Consider the following 17,598-nt stretch of genomic DNA (forward strand, 5'->3'; position numbering starts at 1 on the left):
ACCGGGGTGCCGTCCGCGGCGCCGCCCTGGGCGGGTGCGGGTGCGGCAGCGGCGGGGGCCTCGGCGGCCGGAGCCGGAGCGGCAGGTTCGGCCGCGGCCGGAGCCGGGGCGGCGGCAGGAGCAGAGGCCTCGCCGGCCTCACCGATGACGGCGAGCTCGCCACCGATCTCGACGGTGTCGTCCTCCTGGGCGACGATCCTCACCAGGACACCGGCAGCGGGGGACGGGATTTCGGTGTCGACCTTGTCCGTGGAGACTTCGAGCAGGGGCTCGTCGACTTCGACCGTGTCTCCTTCCTGCTTGAGCCATCGCGTGACAGTTCCCTCGGTGACGCTCTCACCAAGCGCTGGCATCTGGACGGAGAAGGCCATGTCTGTTGACTCCTCGACGGTTGTTTCGTGTGTGTTGAGTTGTACCGACTCGTGGTCGTCCGACCATTGTGTGGTCGTTGACTATTGTGCTCGAGCCCGAAGACTCGCGCGGGTACTTCGTTGGTGCGTACGGTCCACACCCGGCAGGCATGGCCTCGACCATCCTTGCACTGATCACTTCCGGGTGTACGGCGAGGGGCACGTCACGTTGCACCGGGCGCGCCTCCCGGGCACCCGAAGGCACCCGGAAGGCACGCCTGAGATCAGCCGTTGGCTGCGATGTCCTCGATGACCGCGAACATCGTGCGCACCGGCACACCGGTCCCGCCCTTGCCGATGTAGCCGAACGGACCGCCGGTGTTGAACGCCGGACCCGCCACGTCCAGATGCGCCCACTGCACACCCTCGGCGACGAATTCCTTCAGGAAGATCGCGGCCGCCAGCATCCCGCCCCACCGGTGCGGGGTGACGTTCGCCAGGTCCGCGACCCGCGAGTTGAGGTCGGCGCGCAGCTCCGCCGGCAGCGGCATGGCCCAGCCGTTCTCCCCGACGGACCGCGACAGCTCCGCGACCCGGTCACGGAACTCGTCGGTGCCCATCACACCCGGGGTGCGGGTGCCCAGCGCGACCATCTGCGCGCCGGTCAGCGTGGCGGTGTCGATCAGGTAATCGGGCTCGTCCTCGCAGGCACGCACGATCGCGTCGGCCAGGATCAGGCGGCCTTCCGCGTCGGTGTTGATCACCTCGACCGTCGTTCCGCCGTACTGGGTGAGCACGTCCCCGGGACGCTGCGCCGTCGACGACGGCATGTTCTCGGCCATCGGGACGGTCGCGGTGACGTCCGCGGCCACACCGAGCTTCGCGGCGAGCACGACGGTCGCGATCACCGCGGCCGCACCGCCCATGTCGGAGGTCATGTTCTCCATGCCCGCGGCGGGCTTGATGGAGATGCCACCTGTGTCGAACGTGATGCCCTTGCCGACCAGCGCGACCTTCGGGGCCTTGCGCTTCTTCGACGAGTAGCTCAGCCGCACCAGCCGTGGCGGACGCGACGAACCCTGCCCGACACCGACGATGCCGCCGAAGCCCTGCTTGGCCAGGGCCTTCTCGTCGAGCACCTCGACCTTCAGGCCCGCCGCAGTGCCGAGCGCCTTCGCGCGGTCGGCGAACTCCGCCGGGTACAGGTGACTCGGTGGGGTGTTGACGAATTCGCGGGCGGTGGCGACGGCCTCGGCGATCGCGGCCGACCGGGTCAGCGCGGCCTTGGTCTCGCGGGCACGGGGCGAGGCCACCAGGAACTCGATGCGGGCCGGCGGGCGCGCGTCGTCGCCCGGCGCGGACTTCGCGGAGCGGAACTCGGTGAACGTGTACGCGCCGAGGGCGAAGCCTTCGACGGCCGCACCGAGATCCACCTCGGACAGCGTCGTCGCGACGACCGCGGCACCGTTCAGGGCCCGCGCCGCGGAGCCGGCGGCGCGACGCACCTGCTCGGCGTCGATCTTGTCGGCGGCACCGAGACCGACTGCAAGCACGCTCGTCACCGAAAGCGCCGCCGGGGCGGGGACCCGGGTCAGTTCCTCGGACTTGCCGGTCGCGCCGACCGCGGTCACGGCGTCGAGCACCTCGCCGAGCACGGCTTCGTCGACGACGCCGCCGAGCAGCGCCTCGGGACCGTCGTCTCCGGACGTGAGTCCGATCACGAGAACATCGGCTCGTTTCGAGAGGGACCCGGCGAGAACGAGTTCCGGGAGGGTGGGAGCGGGGGCACTCACGGGCATCTCCTATGCAGAGGGTGGCGTTGTGTCGATGCTAGTGATCGTCGGGTTCGAAGCCGTGGAGGCGGTCCCGGCCCGGCACGTGGGATACCGTCATGCGACATGAGCGACCAGCAACTTCAGCAGGGCCCGATCCACGCCGTCCACGTCGAACTCGGTGCCACCTTCGCCCCGTTCGGCGGGTGGGAGATGCCCGTCTCCTATGCCGGCACGGTCGCCGAGCACACCGCGGTCCGGGAGAACGTCGGCCTGTTCGACGTCAGCCACCTCGGCAAGGCGCTGGTCGCCGGTCCGGATGCCGCGAAGTTCGTGAACTCGACGCTGACCAACGACCTGTCGAAGATCGGGCCGGGCAAGGCCCAGTACACGCTGTGCTGCACCGAATCCGGGGGAGTCGTCGACGACCTCATCGTGTACTACGTGTCGGACGACGAGCTGTTCCTCGTGCCGAACGCCGCGAACACCGCCGCGGTCGTGGCCGCGCTCGCGAAGGTCGCGCCGGCCGGTGTCACCGTGACGGATCAGCACCGCGACCACGCCGTCTTCGCCGTGCAGGGACCGAGGGCCGCCGACATCCTCACCGGTCTGGGACTGCCCACCGACATCGAGTACATGGCGTTCGTCGACGCCGAGTGGAACGGTGTGCCGGTTCGGGTGTGCCGCAGCGGCTACAGCGGTGAACGCGGCTTCGAGCTGCTGCCGCGCTGGGCCGACGCCGAGCCGCTGTTCCGCGCGCTCGTGTCCGCGGTGCAGGCCGCCGGCGGCCAGGTCGCCGGGCTCGGTGCCCGCGACACCCTGCGCACCGAGATGGGTTACCCGCTGCACGGACACGAACTGTCGACGTCGATCTCGCCACTGCAGGCCCGCTGCGGCTGGGCCGTCGGCTGGAAGAAGCCGGAGTTCTGGGGCCGGGAGGCGTTGCTCGCCGAGAAGGAGGCCGGACCCGCACGCCGGCTGTGGGGTCTGCGCGCTCTCGACCGCGGTGTCCTGCGCCAGGACCAGACGGTCCTGCGCGACGGCGAGCGTGTCGGCGTGACGACCTCCGGAACGTTCTCACCGACCCTCAAGGTCGGTATCGCGCTCGCGCTGATCGACAGCGCTGCCGGTCTGTCCGCCGGTGACGAGGTCGCCGTGGACGTCCGGGGCCGGTCGTTGCGCGCCGAGCTGGTCGTTCCACCGTTCGTCGAGGACCACACGAAGTAGGGGAGCAGGGGCGTTCGATAGGATCGGCTTTCATGACCGGTGTCCTGGAATTCGCCCACATCCCGCATCCTTCGCCGACGACCCCCGAGCGTCGGCAGGAGATTCTGTCGAATCCGGGCTTCGGGAACTTCTTCACCGACCACATGGTGACGATCACCTACACCGAGGGAACCGGCTGGCACGACGCGACGGTCGAGCCGTACGGACCGATCCAGCTCGATCCCGCGGCGATGGTGCTGCACTACGGGCAGGCCATCTTCGAGGGACTGAAGGCCTACCGGCAGGCGGACGGGTCCATCTCGTCGTTCCGCGCGAACGCGAACGCGGCACGGCTCAACCGGTCCGCGGAGCGGATCGCGATGCCGGCGTTGCCGGAGGAGTTGTTCCACCGCGCCATCGTCGAACTGCTCGAGGTCGACCACGAGTGGGTGCCCAAGGCCGGTGGTGAGGAGTCGCTGTACCTGCGGCCGTTCGTGTTCGCGACCGAACCGGCCCTCGGGGTGCGCCCGGCCCACGAGTACAAGTTCCTGCTCATCGCATCCCCGGCGGGCGCGTACTTCCCGCGCGGTGTCAAGCCGGTGAGCGTGTGGCTCTCGCGCGAATACGTGCGCGCCGCGCCGGGTGGCACCGGTGCCGCGAAGTTCGCCGGCAACTACGCCGCGTCCCTGGTCGCGCAGGCCCACGCCGCGGAGCAGGGCTGCGATCAGGTGGTGTGGCTCGACGCGATCGAACGCAAGTACGTCGAGGAAATGGGCGGCATGAACCTGTACTTCGTGTTCGGGTCCGGTGCCGATGCCCGGCTGGTCACCCCCGAACTGTCCGGCTCGTTGCTGCCCGGTATCACCCGCGAGTCGCTGCTGACCCTCGCGAAGGACTCCGGTCTGGTCGTCGAGGAGCGTCGTATCAGCACGGACGAGTGGCGCGAGAAGGCCGCATCCGGCGAGATCACCGAGGTGTTCGCGTGCGGTACCGCGGCGGTCATCACCCCGGTCGGCAGTGTGAAGGACGCCGACGGGGAGTTCTCGATCGCCGGCGGCGAGCCGGGCCCGATCACGATGGCGCTGCGCGACACGCTGACCGGTATCCAGCGTGGCACCTTCGCCGACACCCACGGCTGGATGACCACGCTGCGCGCCGCTCAGTAGCCGACACTGTACGAAGACGCCACGGGCGCGACCGTCACCGACGGTCGCGCCCGTTCCGTGTTCGTGGGTCTGCCGGGGAAGGTCGTCGGATCCGGGAGTCAGAGTCCGGCGCCGAGGGCGATCGCGACGGCGGCGACGGTGCCCTCGAGTGCCGCGCCGAGCACGTCGCCGTTCACCCCCTCGAAGCGGGCGACGCAGTGCCGCACGAAGAGTGCGGACAGCGCCAGCGCGACGAGAACCACGATCGGGCCGAGCCACGCGGTCCCCGGCACGCACCACACCGCGGCGACCGCGGCGAGCAGCGGCCAGCCGAACACGCTCGCCCACGACTGGGTTCCGGCGACGAGCGCACCGAACCCGCTCCCGGGGGACGCGACGATCCCGTTCCGGCACGCGAGGACCACTGCGATCCGTCCCGCCGCGACCGCGAGCACCACCGCCGGCCACGCGCGGGCCTCGGCGAGGATCCCGAACGACCACGCCTGCGCCCCGAGCACCACCACCAGGGTGGCGACGCCGAACGGTCCCGCACCCCCCGAGTGCATGACCTCACGGGCCCGCTCGGGCGGGCCGTAGCAACCCAGCCCGTCGGCGGTGTCGCTGAGACCGTCGATGTGCATGCCGCGCGTGGCGACCGCGAGGAACCCGACGCACAGCAATCCCGCGAGCGGGGGAGCGCACCCGGCGGCGAGCAGGAACCACAGCACCCCGGCCGCCGCGGCGCCGAGCAGTATCCCGGTGACCGGGGCGGCGCGGATCGCGCGAGCCGCCGCCGCCCGGTCGATGTCGGCGGGACCGCGCACCGGCAGCACCGTCAGCCACGACAGTGCGAGCGGCAGCCCGCCCATCACTCGTCGCGCGGATCGGGAACGGTGGCCTCGTCGGAAGCCGTGTCGCGTCCGCTGATGCCGGCCTCGTCGAACGTGGCCATCTGTGCGAGCACCGTCACTGCGCCCTGCAGCACCGGCAGCGCCGCGACCGCGCCGGATCCTTCCCCGAGCCGCATGCCCAGGTCGACGATCGGTTCGAGATTCAGGTGACGCAGTGCGATCGCGTGCGAGGGTTCCGCGGACCGGTGCCCGGCCGCCCACCAGTCGCGAGCTCCGGGGGCGAGTTCCTCGGCGACCATCGCAGCCGCGGTGACCACGACACCGTCGAGCAGCACGGGGGTGCGGCGCACCGACGCCTGCGCGAGATACCCGGCCATCGCAGCGAAGTCCGCGCCGCCGGCCGTGCGCAGCAGCGCGATCGGATTGCGGGTGTGCGGGCGGGCGCGGCGCATGGCGTCGCGGATCGCGGTCACCTTGCGCATCCAGCCGGCGTCGTCGATGCCGGTGCCGCGGCCGACCGCGGCGACCGGCTCGGTGTTGGTGAGCGTCGCGATGAGCACGGTCGCGGGAGTGGTGTTGCCGATGCCCATGTCACCGGCGATGAGCAGGTCGGCACCCTCGTCGATCTCCCGGTCCGCGATCGCCCGGCCCGCGGCGATCGCCCGGAGCGTCTCGTCCTCGGTGAGCGCGTCCTCGCGGTCGATGGAGCCGCTGGACCGGCGGATCTTGAACTCCGACACCGACGGGTCCGTGTCGGAGTCGACGGCGATGTCGACGACCCGCACCCCGGCCCCGGCGACGGTCGCGAGGATGTTCACGGCAGCGCCACCGGCCACGAAGTTCGCGACCATCTGCGCGGTGACCTCCGCCGGATACGCCGAGACGCCGTGGCGGGTGATGCCGTGGTCCCCGGCGAACACCACCACGCGCGGTCGCCGGAACGGGTGCGGCGGGACTTCACCCTGGCAGGAGGCGATCCAGCAGCCGAGGTCCTCGAGTCGGCCGAGCGAGCCGGCGGGCTTGGTGAGTGCGAGCTGGCGGGCGTCGGCGCGCCGACGGACCTCCCGGTCGGGGCTGACGACGGGAGGGAAGGTGGCGTCGAGGCCGGGAGAGTTCGGCGCGGGTTCGCTGCTCACAGTGCACCTTTCGAGAAGTGATCGGGGTAGACGCTACCAACAGCAGAATTGGCAGGAATTCGACGGGAGATGTCGTATCTGCCACTGTCGGCGGCAGTGGCGCGAGCGCAGGATCGGACCATGTTCGAATTCGCCGTGATCGTCGTGTTCATGCTCGTCGTGGCGTTCGGAACCGAACCGGCCGCCCGCAGCAACGGAGCCGCCCGATGGGCGCGCAAGGCCTGGTTGCGCCTCAACCACTTCCGGCCACAGGACCCCCGGAAATCGGAGGAACCTGTGGCCGGAGAAGAACGGTTCGTGATGGCGGCGCGCGGTGCGCCCCACCACTGAATCCCGAACGTCGGACCGTGTCGCCCGTCAGACCGCGTCGCCGGGCTTGACCCGCGGCAGGGGTGCACGCAGCTTGCGGATCTGCGAGGCGCGCACGAACGCGTACCACCCGAGACCGAAACCGCCCTCGGTCGCGTCGGGGAAGCGGGCCCGCACCTTCTTGTTGATCATCCGGCCGAGGTAGATGCCCTCGATGACCATCAGCAGCATCATTACGAACATCGCGAGCGTGACGTACTGCTGGATGACCGGGCCCAGGAACATTGTGGCGATGAGCACCAGCGCCAGCGGCATGAACATGCCCACGAGGTTGCGGCGGCTGTCGACGAGGTCGCGCACGTACGCGCGGACGGGACCGCGGTCGCGGGGGAGCAGGTACTTCTCCTCACCCGCAAGCATCCGGCTCCGTCGCTCGGAGGCGGCGGCGCGACGTTCGGCGGCCTGGGCCTTGCGCTCGTCCTTCGACATGGACTTGCGCGCGGCCTTCTTGCGTTCGCGCGCCTCCTTCGCCGTCAGCGGTGCGGGCGCCACCGGGCCGCGGCGACGGCCCTCGGCTTCGCGGCGCTTGGGCGTCGGCCGTCCCTTGCCCGCGGTCTCCTTGCCACCGGACACCGGGGTGCCGGACTGTGCAGGCGTGACCTCGGACGCGGCGACGTCGGCGCTGCCGGACGACGAAGAGTCGTGGCTGTCGGATTCGTCGGAACTCCCGCGGCGTAGCAACTTCACCTCTCCAGGCTATGGGATATCCGGACACGTGGGGAAATCACCCCAGGTCTCGATCGGTGGAGAGACCGGTGGCGAGACGGAGACAACGCCCGCAGTGGGTGAGGAATAGATGTACGCGCGGTACCGTTGACTCATCGGGGTCGTCTCGACACGACCTCCAGCAACGACTGCTTGACACGAACCACCAGGGAGCGCCCATGACTGTGCAGGACGAGACCGCCACTCACGGCGTCATCATGACCGAGGCCGCCTCCGCCAAGGCGAAGGCTCTTCTCGATCAGGAGGGCCGCGACGACCTCGCGCTGCGGATCGCAGTGCAGCCCGGCGGCTGCGCCGGACTCCGGTACCAGCTGTTCTTCGACGACCGGACTCTCGACGGTGATCTCACTGTGGACTTCGGCGGCGTCACGCTCGCAGTCGACCGCATGAGCGCCCCCTACGTCGAAGGTGCGTCGATCGACTTCGTCGACACCATCGAGAAGCAGGGCTTCACCATCGACAACCCGAACGCCACCGGCTCGTGCGCGTGCGGCGATTCGTTCAACTGAGTCCGCTCGACAGGGCCCCGGCACCATGAGGTGTCGGGGCCCTGTCGTCTGCGGGTAGCGTGTGAGCCCGGCTTTCCCGACCTCGCCGTGACCCCCGTGCCCTGGTGAGGCCCGCACTTCTGCACCCGTCGAAAGGCACAGCACCGTGACCATTGCCGTGACCGGCTCCATCGCCACCGACCACCTCATGCGATTCCCCGGTCGATTCGCCGAGCAACTCCTCGCAGACCAGCTCAACCACATCTCGCTGAGCTTCCTCGTCGACGATCTCGTCGTCCGCAGGGGCGGTGTCGGCGGGAACATCGCGTACGCCATGGGCGTGTTCGGCGGTGACCCGGTGCTCGTCGGCGCGGTCGGCGCGGATTTCGCCGAGTACCGGGCCTGGCTCGAGTCCAACGGCGTGAACTGCGACTCGGTGCTGGTGTCGACCACCGCGCACACCGCCCGTTTCGTGTGCACCACGGACGAGGACATGGCGCAGATCGCCTCGTTCTACCCGGGCGCGATGTCCGAAGCCCGCAACATCTCCCTCGCCGAGGTCGTCGAGACGCACGGCGTCGACCTGGTGCTGATCGGCGCCAACGATCCCGAGGCGATGGCCCGTCACACCGACGAGTGCCGGGAACTGGGCGTGGCGTTCGCGGCCGATCCCTCCCAGCAGCTCGCCCGCCTCAGCGGTGACGAGGCCGCCCGGCTGATCGACGGCGCGGCGTACCTGTTCACCAACCAGTACGAGTGGGGTCTGCTGCAGCAGAAGACCGGCCTCACCGAGGACGAGATCCGCGCACAGGTCGGGCTGCGGGTGACCACTCTCGGCGGCGACGGCGTCGAGATCGTCGATTCGGACGGCAACTGGGTCCGCGTGAGCGTCGTGCCCGAGCGTGCGAAGGTCGACCCCACCGGTGTCGGCGACGCCTTCCGCGCCGGCTTCCTGCTCGGTCACCGCGGCGGCCTGAGCCTCGAACGCGCCGCCCAGCTCGGCTGCCTCGTCGCCGTCTACGTGCTCGAGACCACCGGCACCCAGGAGTGGACGTTCGACCGCGCCGACGCCCTCAAGCGCCTGACCGACGCGTACGGCGAGGTCGCTGCCGAGGAGATCGGCGCGCTGCTGCCGTAGCGGTGCGGCTTCGTCGCCCGTGTGCCTTTCCGGCGGCTCCCACCGCCAGAAAGGCACACGGGCGCGTCAGCGCCTACAGGCTGACCGGGTAGACCGGCTCCTGGATCTCCGGCACGATCCGCTTCTCGACGAAGATGCCGTGCCACATCATGAAGCACAGGATCGTCCACAGTCGACGGCTGTGATCGGACACCCCGTCGCGGTGCTCGTTCAGCATCCGCGCGACCGCGGCCTTGTCGAAGATGTGGTCGGTGCCGGACTCGGCGATCTGCTGGTGCGCCCAGTCGAACAGCTCGGTGCCGGCCAGCCAGTGCCGCAGCGGCACCGGGAAGCCCAGCTTCGCGCGGTGCAGCACGTGCGGCGGAACGATTCCCTCGAGCGCCTGCCGCAGCGCGTACTTGCTCGTCTGCAGCGAAATTCCCCGTCGCTTCGCTCGCCTCGTCGTGATCTTCTGCTCGAGCGGAATCTGCGAGGCCACCCGGAACACCTCGGGATCGAGGAACGGGACGCGCAGCTCCAGCGAATTCGCCATCGTCATCTTGTCGGCCTTGACGAGGATGTCGCCGCGCAGCCATGTGAACAGGTCCAGGTGCTGCATGCGGGCCACAGGATCCCACCCGGCCGACCGCGCATAGATCGGTGCCGTGACGTCCTGATGGGTCCACTCGGGGCGGAAATCGCGCAGCACCGACCGCAGCTGCGCGTCGTTGAAGCTGCGTGCATTGCCGTAGTACCGCTCCTCGAGCGGCATCGAGCCGCGATGCAGCAGCGACTTGCCGCGCGTGCCCTCCGGGATCCGCTCGGACAGCTTGCCGACGGCACGCCGCAGTCCTGCCGGAAGGTACTCGAACGGCTCGAGCGAGATGGGCTCGCGGTAGATCGTGTAGCCGCCGAACAACTCGTCGGCGCCCTCACCGGACAGCACCACCTTGACGTGCTTGCGGGCCTCCTTGGCGATGAACCACAGCGGCACCAGCGCCGGATCGGCGACCGGGTCGTCGAGGTACCAGATGATCTCCGGGATCGCCGCGGCGAACTCGGCGGGGGAGACCACCCGCACGATGTGGCGTGCCCCGATCGCGGCGGCCGACTCGGCGGCCACGTCCACCTCGGAATAGCCCTCCCGCTCGAAACCGGCGGTGAACGTGATGAGGTCGGGGTTGTGCCGCTTGGCCAGCGCCGCGATCGCCGTCGAGTCGATGCCGCCGGACAGGAACGACCCGACGGTCACGTCGGCACGCATGTGCTTGGCGACCGAATCCTCGAGCGCCTCGGCGATCTCGCGGTACCGATCCTGTTCGCGGCCGGCGGCGAACGGCCGAACCGGGAAGCGCGGCTCGAAGTACCGGGTGATCTCCGGTTCGCTACCGGGCCGGACCCGCGCGTAGCAGCCGGACTCGAGGCGACGGATCTGCCGGTGCAGCGTCTCCGGTTCGGGAACGTACTGCAACACGGTGTAGTGCTCGATCGCCCGCGGATCGAGGTCGGTGCCGATGCCGATCGCGCCGGCCAGCTCGAGCAGGCTCTTCTTCTCGCTGCCGAACGCGGTCCCTCCCGAACCGGTCGCCAGGAACAGCGGCTTGATGCCGAACGGGTCGCGGGCCAGGAACAGCTCCCGTGTGTGGGTGTCCCAGACGGCGAACGCGAACATGCCGCGCAAGCGACGCACCGCGTCCGCACCCCAGTGATGGAACGCCGCGACGATCGTCTCGCTGTCACCCTCCGTCGCGAAGACGGCGCCGTGTTCCTCGGTGAGTTCCTTGCGCAGCTCCAGGTAGTTGTAGATCTCGCCGTTGAAGGTCAGGGCGTACCGGTCGGGCTGGTCCTGCGGCCCCCAGCGCAGCGGCTGATGCGAATGCGCGATGTCGATGATCGACAGGCGGTTGAATCCGAAGATCAGGTCGTCGTCGTGCCAGGTGCCGTGCTCGTCCGGTCCGCGATGCCGCAGACAGTGCATGGCGGAGTCGACCAGTGCGACGGCGTCGTCGCTGGTGCCGTCAGTGGTCAATAGCCCGAGCAATCCGCACACGGCGTCCGTTACCTCGATTCCAGTAGGGGAGTGCCGGACCCATCGGGAACTTTCCCTCGAGGGCCGACGTTCGTCATGTGGAGTATGCCGCAGTGCGGGAAATCGAGCGGAGCGCGCATACCCGGAAAGTCGCTGTGACGTCGCCTGTCACCCGGCGACACGGCGTCCTGCGACGAGGCAATGTCTCAGGATCGACACGTTGTGCGCGCCCCGAGGGTGGATAGCGCGCCGGTTTGGTCTACGCTGCGTAGTAATTGGGCCTGCCCTCCGGGGTTGCCCTAATGGAATTGCGGCGATCAGGAAGGCGTGAACGTGGCGCAAGGTCGGATCCTTCGGCGGTTCGGACTCGCAGCATCTCTTGGCATTGCAGCCATGATGTTGACCGGGTGCTCCAGCGAAGAAGTCCTTCGTTTCGGCTGGCCGGAGGGCGTGACTCCCGAGGCCGAGCGTATGCGTGAGCTGTGGACGTGGTCGGTTATCGCCGCCCTCGTCATGGGCATTTTGGTGTGGGGTCTGACCTTCTGGGTGGTCCTCTTCCACCGCAAGAAGAAGAACTCCCCCGAGTTCCCGCGGCAGACCGCGTACAACGTGCCCCTCGAGCTGGTCTACACGGCAGCTCCGTTCGTGGCCGTGTGTGTGCTCTTCTACTTCACCGTCGTGGTCCAGAACTACGTCCTGGAGAAGGAAGACAACCCGAACGTCGTGGTCGACGTGACCGGCTACCAGTGGAACTGGAAGTTCGGTTACCGCACCGTCGATCTCGGTGACGGCACCGCCAAGTACGACGGCACCGATTACGAGGCGCAGGAGGCCGTGGCTCAGCCCGAGCACGTTGCCGCCGAGGGTGACGAGCACGCGGTGGTTCCGCCGATCCACGGAAAGCCGGTCGAGGACCTCTCGTACCTGCACTACGACAAGATCGAGACGGTCGGCACCAGCAACGAGATCCCGGTCCTGGTTCTCCCGACCGGCAAGCGCATCGAGTTCGAGCTCGCCTCGTCCGACGTCATCCACGCCTTCTGGGTCCCCGAGTTCCTCTTCAAGCGCGACGTGAACCCGAACCCGCGCGAGAACAACTCCGATCCGGTCTTCCAGATCACCGAGATCGAGCGTGAAGGCGCGTTCGTCGGCCGCTGCGCCGAGATGTGCGGTACGTACCACGCGATGATGAACTTCGAGGTCCGCGCGGTGTCGCCGGAGAAGTTCGCGCAGTACATCGAGCTTCGCAAGCCGGCTGCCGAGGGCGGTCAGGGCCTGAGCAACGCCGAGGCCCTCGAAGCCATCGGCGAGTCGCCCGTCGCGACCACCACGTCCCCGTTCAAGACCGACCGCACCGACCGTTCGGCCAGCGGCGTCGCCGGCGAGTGACCGAACCCACCATCGACAAGGACAAGTGCTGATATGAAGATCGAAGCCAAGCTCTTCGAGGTCGTGACGGTGTTCTTCGTGCTCGTCGCCATCGTGTACGGAACATTCACCGGCCTGTCCCGCACGGGCATCGAGTGGGCGGGCCTCACCGCGATCGTGCTCTCGGCAGGCCTGACCCTGATCGTTGGCACCTACTTCCGGTTCGTGGCGCGTCGCCTCGACACCCGCCCGGAGGACTACGAGGACGCCGAGATCAGTGACGGTGCCGGCGACCTCGGCTTCTTCAGCGCCGGTAGCTACTGGCCGATCCTGCTCGCGGGTGCCGCGGCCTTCGCCGCCATCGCCTTGGCGTTCTTCCACCCGTGGATGATCGTCGTGGCGGTCTTCCTGATCCTCGCGGCAGCGGCGGGCCTGGTGTTCGAGTACCACATCGGACCCGAGAAGCACTGACGCAGAACGATTCCGCGCGACGGGCGCCGCACCTTCGGGTGCGGCGCCCGTCGCCGTTTCGGGTGTTCCTGCGCTCTGTCCGTCCACCCGGGGAATCGATGCGAGTGTGATCGGCAGCGGTTCCGGAAAGATCCGTTCCACCGCGTCACCGGGCCTCCGACCGGTGAGGGCAGGACGGTCGCCAGGAACTCTTCGGCGCAACCGGGCCCCGTCGTGTGCCAACCCCGCTCCAGGACGCCCTCAGCGGGCCCGTGCGGCCCGTTCTCCTCGTCGTCGTGGTGGGGTCGGGGTGCCGCCCGCTGAAACCCTCGGGCATGCCGGCGTCGCGCGGTGATCGCGTCCCGAACGGCCTCGCCGCCATCTCCGCGGGTGCGACACTGGACGAACACATCCGGTGCAGCCCTCAAGAGGAGTCCTGCGATGAGCAGCCACCCGGAACACACCGATCACGGCCACGTCCACGGTGAAGGCTGTGGGCACGTTGCGGTCCCGCACGGCGACCACGTCGACTACGTGCACGACGGACACCTGCATCGCGAACACGACGGGCATTTCGACGAGTGCGAAAACCCCGGGCACGTCCCACACGAGGGTCACGATCACGTTCACGGACAGGGATGCGGACACGTTGCGGTCCCGCACGGCGATCACGTGGATTATCTGCACGACGGGCACCGCCACGCCGCGCACGGGGATCACTACGACGATCACTGACCTGTGCCGGAATCCGGACGGGGGAGGACCCGATCCGCCGAGCTGGCAGACAACCGCGCGCTGCCGACAACGCGCGGCTGTCTGCTGGCTCTGCGGGAGCGGATCAGCGCGGCTGCTACGGGGAGAAGGGGCCTACAGAAACGGGTGTGGCCCCGAACCTCGTCGGTTCGGGGCCACACCCGTGTGTCTCGGAACTGCTGGCGTCAGTGCGCCTGGCCGTCGCCGTCGCCGCTGCCCGCCTCGAGGCTGTGCACGCGGTTCTGGTAGTCCCGCAGGACCGTCCGCTGCTCGATCTCGGCCTCGTGGTGGGCCGCTTCGAGCGCTGCCGCCTCGTCCGCCGGGTCGGGGGAGAGGAAGCTGCCGGCGCCGGGCTTGCCGGCGAGGCCGAGGCGGTTCATGCGCTTCGGCACCGGGGCACCCTGGTATTCCAGCGGAATCGGGTGGCCGTGCTCGTCCACCGGGCCGAGCGGCTGGTGGATCTCGATGTACTCACCGTGCGGCAGGCGACGGACGATGCCCGTCTCGATGCCGTGCTCGAGCACCTGGCGGTCGCTGCGCTGCAGGCCCAGGCAGAACCGGTACGCGATGTAGTAGGCGAGCGGCGGCAGGATCACCATGCCGATGCGGCCCATCCACGTCGTCGCGTTGATCGAGATGTCGAACTTGTACGCGATGAGGTCGTTGATGCACATCAGGGTGAGCACCAGGTAGAACGTGATCGCCATTGCGCCGATACCGGTACGAACCGGAACGTCGCGCGGACGCTGCAGCAGGTTGTGGTGCGCGTCGTCCTTGGTGAGACGCTTCTCGATCCACGGGTAGACCGTCATCAGGACGAAGACCAGACCCATGATCACCGCGACCCAGAACACGGCAGGAATCGTGTAGCGGCCGAACAGGTAGATCTCCCAGGCCGGCCACGTACGGGCCAGACCGTCGGTCCACATCATGTAGAAGTCGGGCTGCGAACCTGCCGACACCTGCGACGGGTTGTACGGGCCGATGTTCCAGATCGGGTTGATCTGGAAGAGACCACTCATCAGAGCCAGCACCGCGAACGTCATCGCGAAGAACGCACCGGACTTGACCGCGAAGACGGGCAGGATGCGAACGCCGACGACGTTCTGCTCGGTGCGGGCCGGGCCGGGGAACTGCGTGTGCTTCTGGTACCAGACCAGCGCGAGGTGCGCTGCGATCAGGGCCAGGATGACGGCCGGGATGAGCAGCACGTGCAGGACGTAGAAGCGCGGGATGATCAGGTCGCCGGGGAAGTCACCGCCGAAGATCGCCCAGTGCATCCACGTACCGATGATCGGGATGCTCAGCGTGATGCCGGAGAACGCGGCGCGGAGGCCGGTGCCGGACAGCAGGTCGTCGGGCAGGGAGTACCCGAAGAAGCCTTCGAACATCGCCAGGATGAGCAGCAGCGAGCCGATCACCCAGTTCGCCTCACGCGGGCGACGGAACGCACCGGTGAAGAAGATGCGCGCCATGTGGACGATGATCGACGCCGCGAACATCAGCGCTGCCCAGTGATGGACCTGCCGGACGAACAGACCGCCGCGCACCTCGAAGGAGATGTTCAGGGCAGTCTCGTAGGCCCGGGACATGCCCACGCCACGCAACGGGGTGTACGCGCCGTCGTAGGTCACGTGGGCCATCGACGGGTCGAAGAACAGGGTGAGGAAGACACCCGAGATCAACAGGATGACGAAGCTGTACAGCGCGATCTCGCCCAGCAGGAAGGACCAATGCGTGGGGAAGACCTTGTTGATCTGGCGACGGATACCGGCCGACAGGTGGTAGCGAGAGTCGAGATTCTCGCCGATCTCTGCGGCGCGGGTCGGGGTTGCGGTACTCACGGGCGACGCTCCCAAAATGCCGGGCCGAGGGCTTCGATGAAGTCACCGTTGGCGACGAGAAAACCCTCTTCGTTCACTGTAATGGGCAGCTGCGGCAGAGCGCGAGCGGCAGGTCCGAACACCGGCTTTCCGTACTCCAGGGCATTGAACTGCGACTGGTGGCACGGGCACAGAATGCGGTTGGTCTGCTGCTCGTAGAGCGACGTCGGGCAGCCGAGGTGGGTGCAGATCTTCGAGAAGGCGAAGTAGTCGCCGTAGTTGAAGCTCTCCTGACCCTTGCGCTTGATGGCGCGCTCGGCGTCCTCCGTGCGCAGACGGATCAGCATGACGGCGTTGCGGATGCCGCGCAGGCCGTCGAGCAGCGCGTGCTCGTCGCCACGATCCGACTCACGGAACGGGAAGACCGTCTCCATGCCGCCGGCGTCGAGGTCCTCGGGACGCACCAGCACGATGTCGTTGGGGCGACCGGTGTCGCGACGCAGGTAGATGGTCTCGCCCTCGTAGCGGGGGGTCCAACCCGACACCCACAGCGGGGACTCGTCACCCTGCGCCCACGGGTTCTTGATCAGGCCACCGAGCGGCATGATCAGGCCCACGCCCAGGGCGCCACCACCGAAGATCGCCGTGCGCTTGATCAGCTTGCGGCGGGGCAGCGTCGACGTATCCAGGGAGTCGGCCAGCTCGGCGACGATCGTCTTGCGATCGACCTCCTTCGACGGGCCGTCGTGCCGATCCTGGATCGATACCTCCTCGGGGATGAACTTCTTGGTGAACTGCACCGCGCCCACGCCCACACCGAGGATCGCCAGACCGAGGGTCAGGCCGAGCAGCGGCGTGTACAGGTTGAAGAAGGTGTAGTTCTCCTCGCCCGGGCTCTGGTACTCCCACGGCCAGAAGAGGTAGATGGCGATGAACGCGAGGGCCGACAGGCCGGCGAGGGCGAACCAGAACGCGACGTTGCGCTCGGCGCGCTTCTCCGCGCGGGTGCCTTCGACGGGCCACCGCTCCTTGCGGAACGCGACATCGACACCGTCGAGGTTCGTTCCCAGTGCGACGAGGTCGTCGCGGCTCATCTGATCGAGGTTCTCGATCGAGTGCTTGTTGGGCGTTTCGTCGCCACTCATGACCTTGCTCCGATCCACAGTGCAGCGCCGACGACCGCGACGATGCCGACAATCCACATGGCCGGGCCCTCGGTACCGGGGCCGAACCCGCCCAGTCCGTAGCCGCCGGGGCTCGCCGTCTCGGAGGACGCCTTGACGTACGCGATGATGTCCTGCTTCTCGTCGAGCGTGAGCTGACGATCCGAGAACTTCGGCATGTTCTGCGGGCCGGTGAGCATCGCGGTGTAGATCTGCTGCTCGCTCGCCGGATCGAGCGGCGGCGCGAACTTGCCGGACGACAGTGCGCCACCGCGACCGGTGAAGTTGTGGCACGAAGCGCAGTTCTGGCGGAACAGCTCACTACCGCGGGCCACGTCGTCGCCGCGCAGCGAGGACTGGGCGATCTCGCCGTTCTCGTCGCGGATGACGGTCGGGCCGCCGCCGTTGGCCTGAATGTACGCACCGATCGCGTCGGTCTGCGCGGCGTCGAACTTCGGTTCCTTGCGCAGGACCTGGGCCTCGTTACGCGATGCCGGCATGCGGCCGGAGGAAACCTGGAAGTAGACGGCGGCCTCACCGACGCCGATCAGCGACGGACCGCGGTCCTCGACACCCTGCAGGTTGACGCCGTGGCATGTGACGCAGGAGGTCTCGTAGAGCTGCTGGCCCTTGCGGATCAACGCGACCTGGTCCTCGTTCGCCGTCGCCACCTGCGGGGCAGGGGTCAGCGCGGAGGCGATGAAGCCGGCGCTGAGCAGGCCGAGCGCGAGCACCAGCGCGCCTGTGAGGCGACGACGGAACTTCCGCTGACGACGGGACCGGGCAGCGGACGCTGCCTCGGACTGACCGGGCATGTCACCCTCGGGTGTGAGAGGTGGGGATGAACTCATC

17 protein-coding genes are annotated in these 17,598 nt (G+C 68.5%); 8 read left to right on the top strand and 9 right to left on the bottom strand.

Annotated elements, in window-relative coordinates; all coding sequences use genetic code 11:
• A partial coding sequence (locus tag ACWDUD_RS18925; RefSeq protein ID WP_450110271.1) for a biotin/lipoyl-containing protein occupies positions 1-371 on the bottom strand: 371 nt, incomplete at its 3' end.
• A 263-nt stretch (positions 372-634) separates the two neighbouring features.
• On the bottom strand, positions 635-2,149 hold the full coding sequence (locus ACWDUD_RS18930; RefSeq protein WP_450110272.1) for a leucyl aminopeptidase: 1,515 nt from the start codon (positions 2,147-2,149) through the stop codon (positions 635-637).
• Positions 2,150-2,248: 99 nt separating this feature from the next.
• On the opposite strand from ACWDUD_RS18930, the gene gcvT reads away from it, so the two are divergent.
• Both gcvT and ACWDUD_RS18940 read left to right on the top strand, forming a co-directional pair.
• Positions 2,249-3,349, top strand: coding sequence for a glycine cleavage system aminomethyltransferase GcvT (gene gcvT, locus ACWDUD_RS18935; RefSeq protein WP_450110273.1), 1,101 nt, complete (start codon positions 2,249-2,251; stop codon positions 3,347-3,349).
• Between the two features lie 32 nt (positions 3,350-3,381).
• On the top strand, positions 3,382-4,494 hold the full coding sequence (locus tag ACWDUD_RS18940) for a branched-chain amino acid aminotransferase (protein WP_450110274.1): 1,113 nt from the start codon (positions 3,382-3,384) through the stop codon (positions 4,492-4,494).
• Positions 4,495-4,592: 98 nt separating this feature from the next.
• Here the strand turns inward: ACWDUD_RS18940 and ACWDUD_RS18945 are convergent, their stop codons facing one another.
• Together ACWDUD_RS18945 and cobT are read right to left on the bottom strand one after the other, a co-directional pair.
• Complete coding sequence (locus tag ACWDUD_RS18945; RefSeq protein WP_450110275.1) at positions 4,593-5,342, bottom strand: adenosylcobinamide-GDP ribazoletransferase; 750 nt, start codon at positions 5,340-5,342, stop codon at positions 4,593-4,595.
• Positions 5,342-6,460, bottom strand: a complete 1,119-nt coding sequence (cobT, locus tag ACWDUD_RS18950) for a nicotinate-nucleotide--dimethylbenzimidazole phosphoribosyltransferase (protein WP_450110276.1) — start codon at positions 6,458-6,460, stop codon at positions 5,342-5,344. Before cobT ends, ACWDUD_RS18945 begins: the two co-directional genes overlap by 1 nt.
• A gap of 120 nt (positions 6,461-6,580) precedes the next feature.
• On the opposite strand from cobT, the gene ACWDUD_RS18955 reads away from it, so the two are divergent.
• Positions 6,581-6,790, top strand: a complete 210-nt coding sequence (locus ACWDUD_RS18955) for a hypothetical protein (protein WP_197254059.1) — start codon at positions 6,581-6,583, stop codon at positions 6,788-6,790.
• A gap of 27 nt (positions 6,791-6,817) precedes the next feature.
• Here ACWDUD_RS18955 and ACWDUD_RS18960 read toward each other — a convergent pair whose 3' ends face one another.
• The gene (locus ACWDUD_RS18960) at positions 6,818-7,516 is read right to left on the bottom strand and encodes a DUF3043 domain-containing protein (RefSeq protein ID WP_450110277.1); all 699 of its coding nucleotides are present in this window, start codon (positions 7,514-7,516) and stop codon (positions 6,818-6,820) included.
• Positions 7,517-7,713: 197 nt separating this feature from the next.
• Here ACWDUD_RS18960 and ACWDUD_RS18965 point away from each other — a divergent pair, with 197 nt between their 5' ends.
• Both ACWDUD_RS18965 and ACWDUD_RS18970 read left to right on the top strand, forming a co-directional pair.
• A complete protein-coding gene (locus ACWDUD_RS18965; RefSeq protein WP_197254061.1) occupies positions 7,714-8,064 on the top strand; it encodes a HesB/IscA family protein in 351 nt (116 codons plus the stop codon).
• A gap of 145 nt (positions 8,065-8,209) precedes the next feature.
• On the top strand, positions 8,210-9,181 hold the full coding sequence (locus ACWDUD_RS18970) for a carbohydrate kinase family protein (protein WP_197254062.1): 972 nt from the start codon (positions 8,210-8,212) through the stop codon (positions 9,179-9,181).
• Positions 9,182-9,254: 73 nt separating this feature from the next.
• Here ACWDUD_RS18970 and asnB read toward each other — a convergent pair whose 3' ends face one another.
• A complete protein-coding gene (asnB, locus tag ACWDUD_RS18975; RefSeq protein ID WP_450110278.1) occupies positions 9,255-11,210 on the bottom strand; it encodes an asparagine synthase (glutamine-hydrolyzing) in 1,956 nt (651 codons plus the stop codon).
• Positions 11,211-11,516: 306 nt separating this feature from the next.
• Between asnB and ctaC the strand changes: the two genes are divergently transcribed.
• From ctaC to ACWDUD_RS18990, 3 genes are all read left to right on the top strand, one after another.
• Positions 11,517-12,578 carry an aa3-type cytochrome oxidase subunit II gene (gene ctaC, locus ACWDUD_RS18980; protein WP_248673625.1) on the top strand — a complete coding sequence of 354 codons (1,062 nt, stop codon included), beginning with the start codon at positions 11,517-11,519 and terminating at the stop codon, positions 12,576-12,578.
• Between the two features lie 33 nt (positions 12,579-12,611).
• Positions 12,612-13,028: a cytochrome c oxidase subunit 4 gene (locus tag ACWDUD_RS18985; protein ID WP_450110279.1), complete on the top strand. Its 417-nt coding sequence runs from the start codon at positions 12,612-12,614 to the stop codon at positions 13,026-13,028.
• Positions 13,029-13,448: 420 nt separating this feature from the next.
• Positions 13,449-13,742: a hypothetical protein gene (locus tag ACWDUD_RS18990; protein WP_450110280.1), complete on the top strand. Its 294-nt coding sequence runs from the start codon at positions 13,449-13,451 to the stop codon at positions 13,740-13,742.
• A 203-nt stretch (positions 13,743-13,945) separates the two neighbouring features.
• Here the strand turns inward: ACWDUD_RS18990 and qcrB are convergent, their stop codons facing one another.
• Genes qcrB through qcrC form a run of 3 tightly spaced genes read right to left on the bottom strand, consistent with a single transcriptional unit; the run spans position 13,946 to position 17,597 of the window.
• Positions 13,946-15,604 carry a cytochrome bc1 complex cytochrome b subunit gene (qcrB, locus tag ACWDUD_RS18995; protein WP_197254069.1) on the bottom strand — a complete coding sequence of 553 codons (1,659 nt, stop codon included), beginning with the start codon at positions 15,602-15,604 and terminating at the stop codon, positions 13,946-13,948.
• A complete protein-coding gene (qcrA, locus tag ACWDUD_RS19000) occupies positions 15,601-16,728 on the bottom strand; it encodes a cytochrome bc1 complex Rieske iron-sulfur subunit (protein WP_420753125.1) in 1,128 nt (375 codons plus the stop codon). The genes qcrB and qcrA overlap by 4 nt, the downstream gene beginning before the upstream one ends.
• Positions 16,725-17,597 (bottom strand): cytochrome bc1 complex diheme cytochrome c subunit, encoded by an 873-nt coding sequence (gene qcrC, locus ACWDUD_RS19005; protein WP_450110281.1) that lies wholly within the window; start codon positions 17,595-17,597, stop codon positions 16,725-16,727. Before qcrC ends, qcrA begins: the two co-directional genes overlap by 4 nt.
• Between the last annotated feature and the right edge of the window lies 1 nt (position 17,598).

It is taken from the genome of Rhodococcus sp. NPDC003382 (assembly GCF_053589135.1).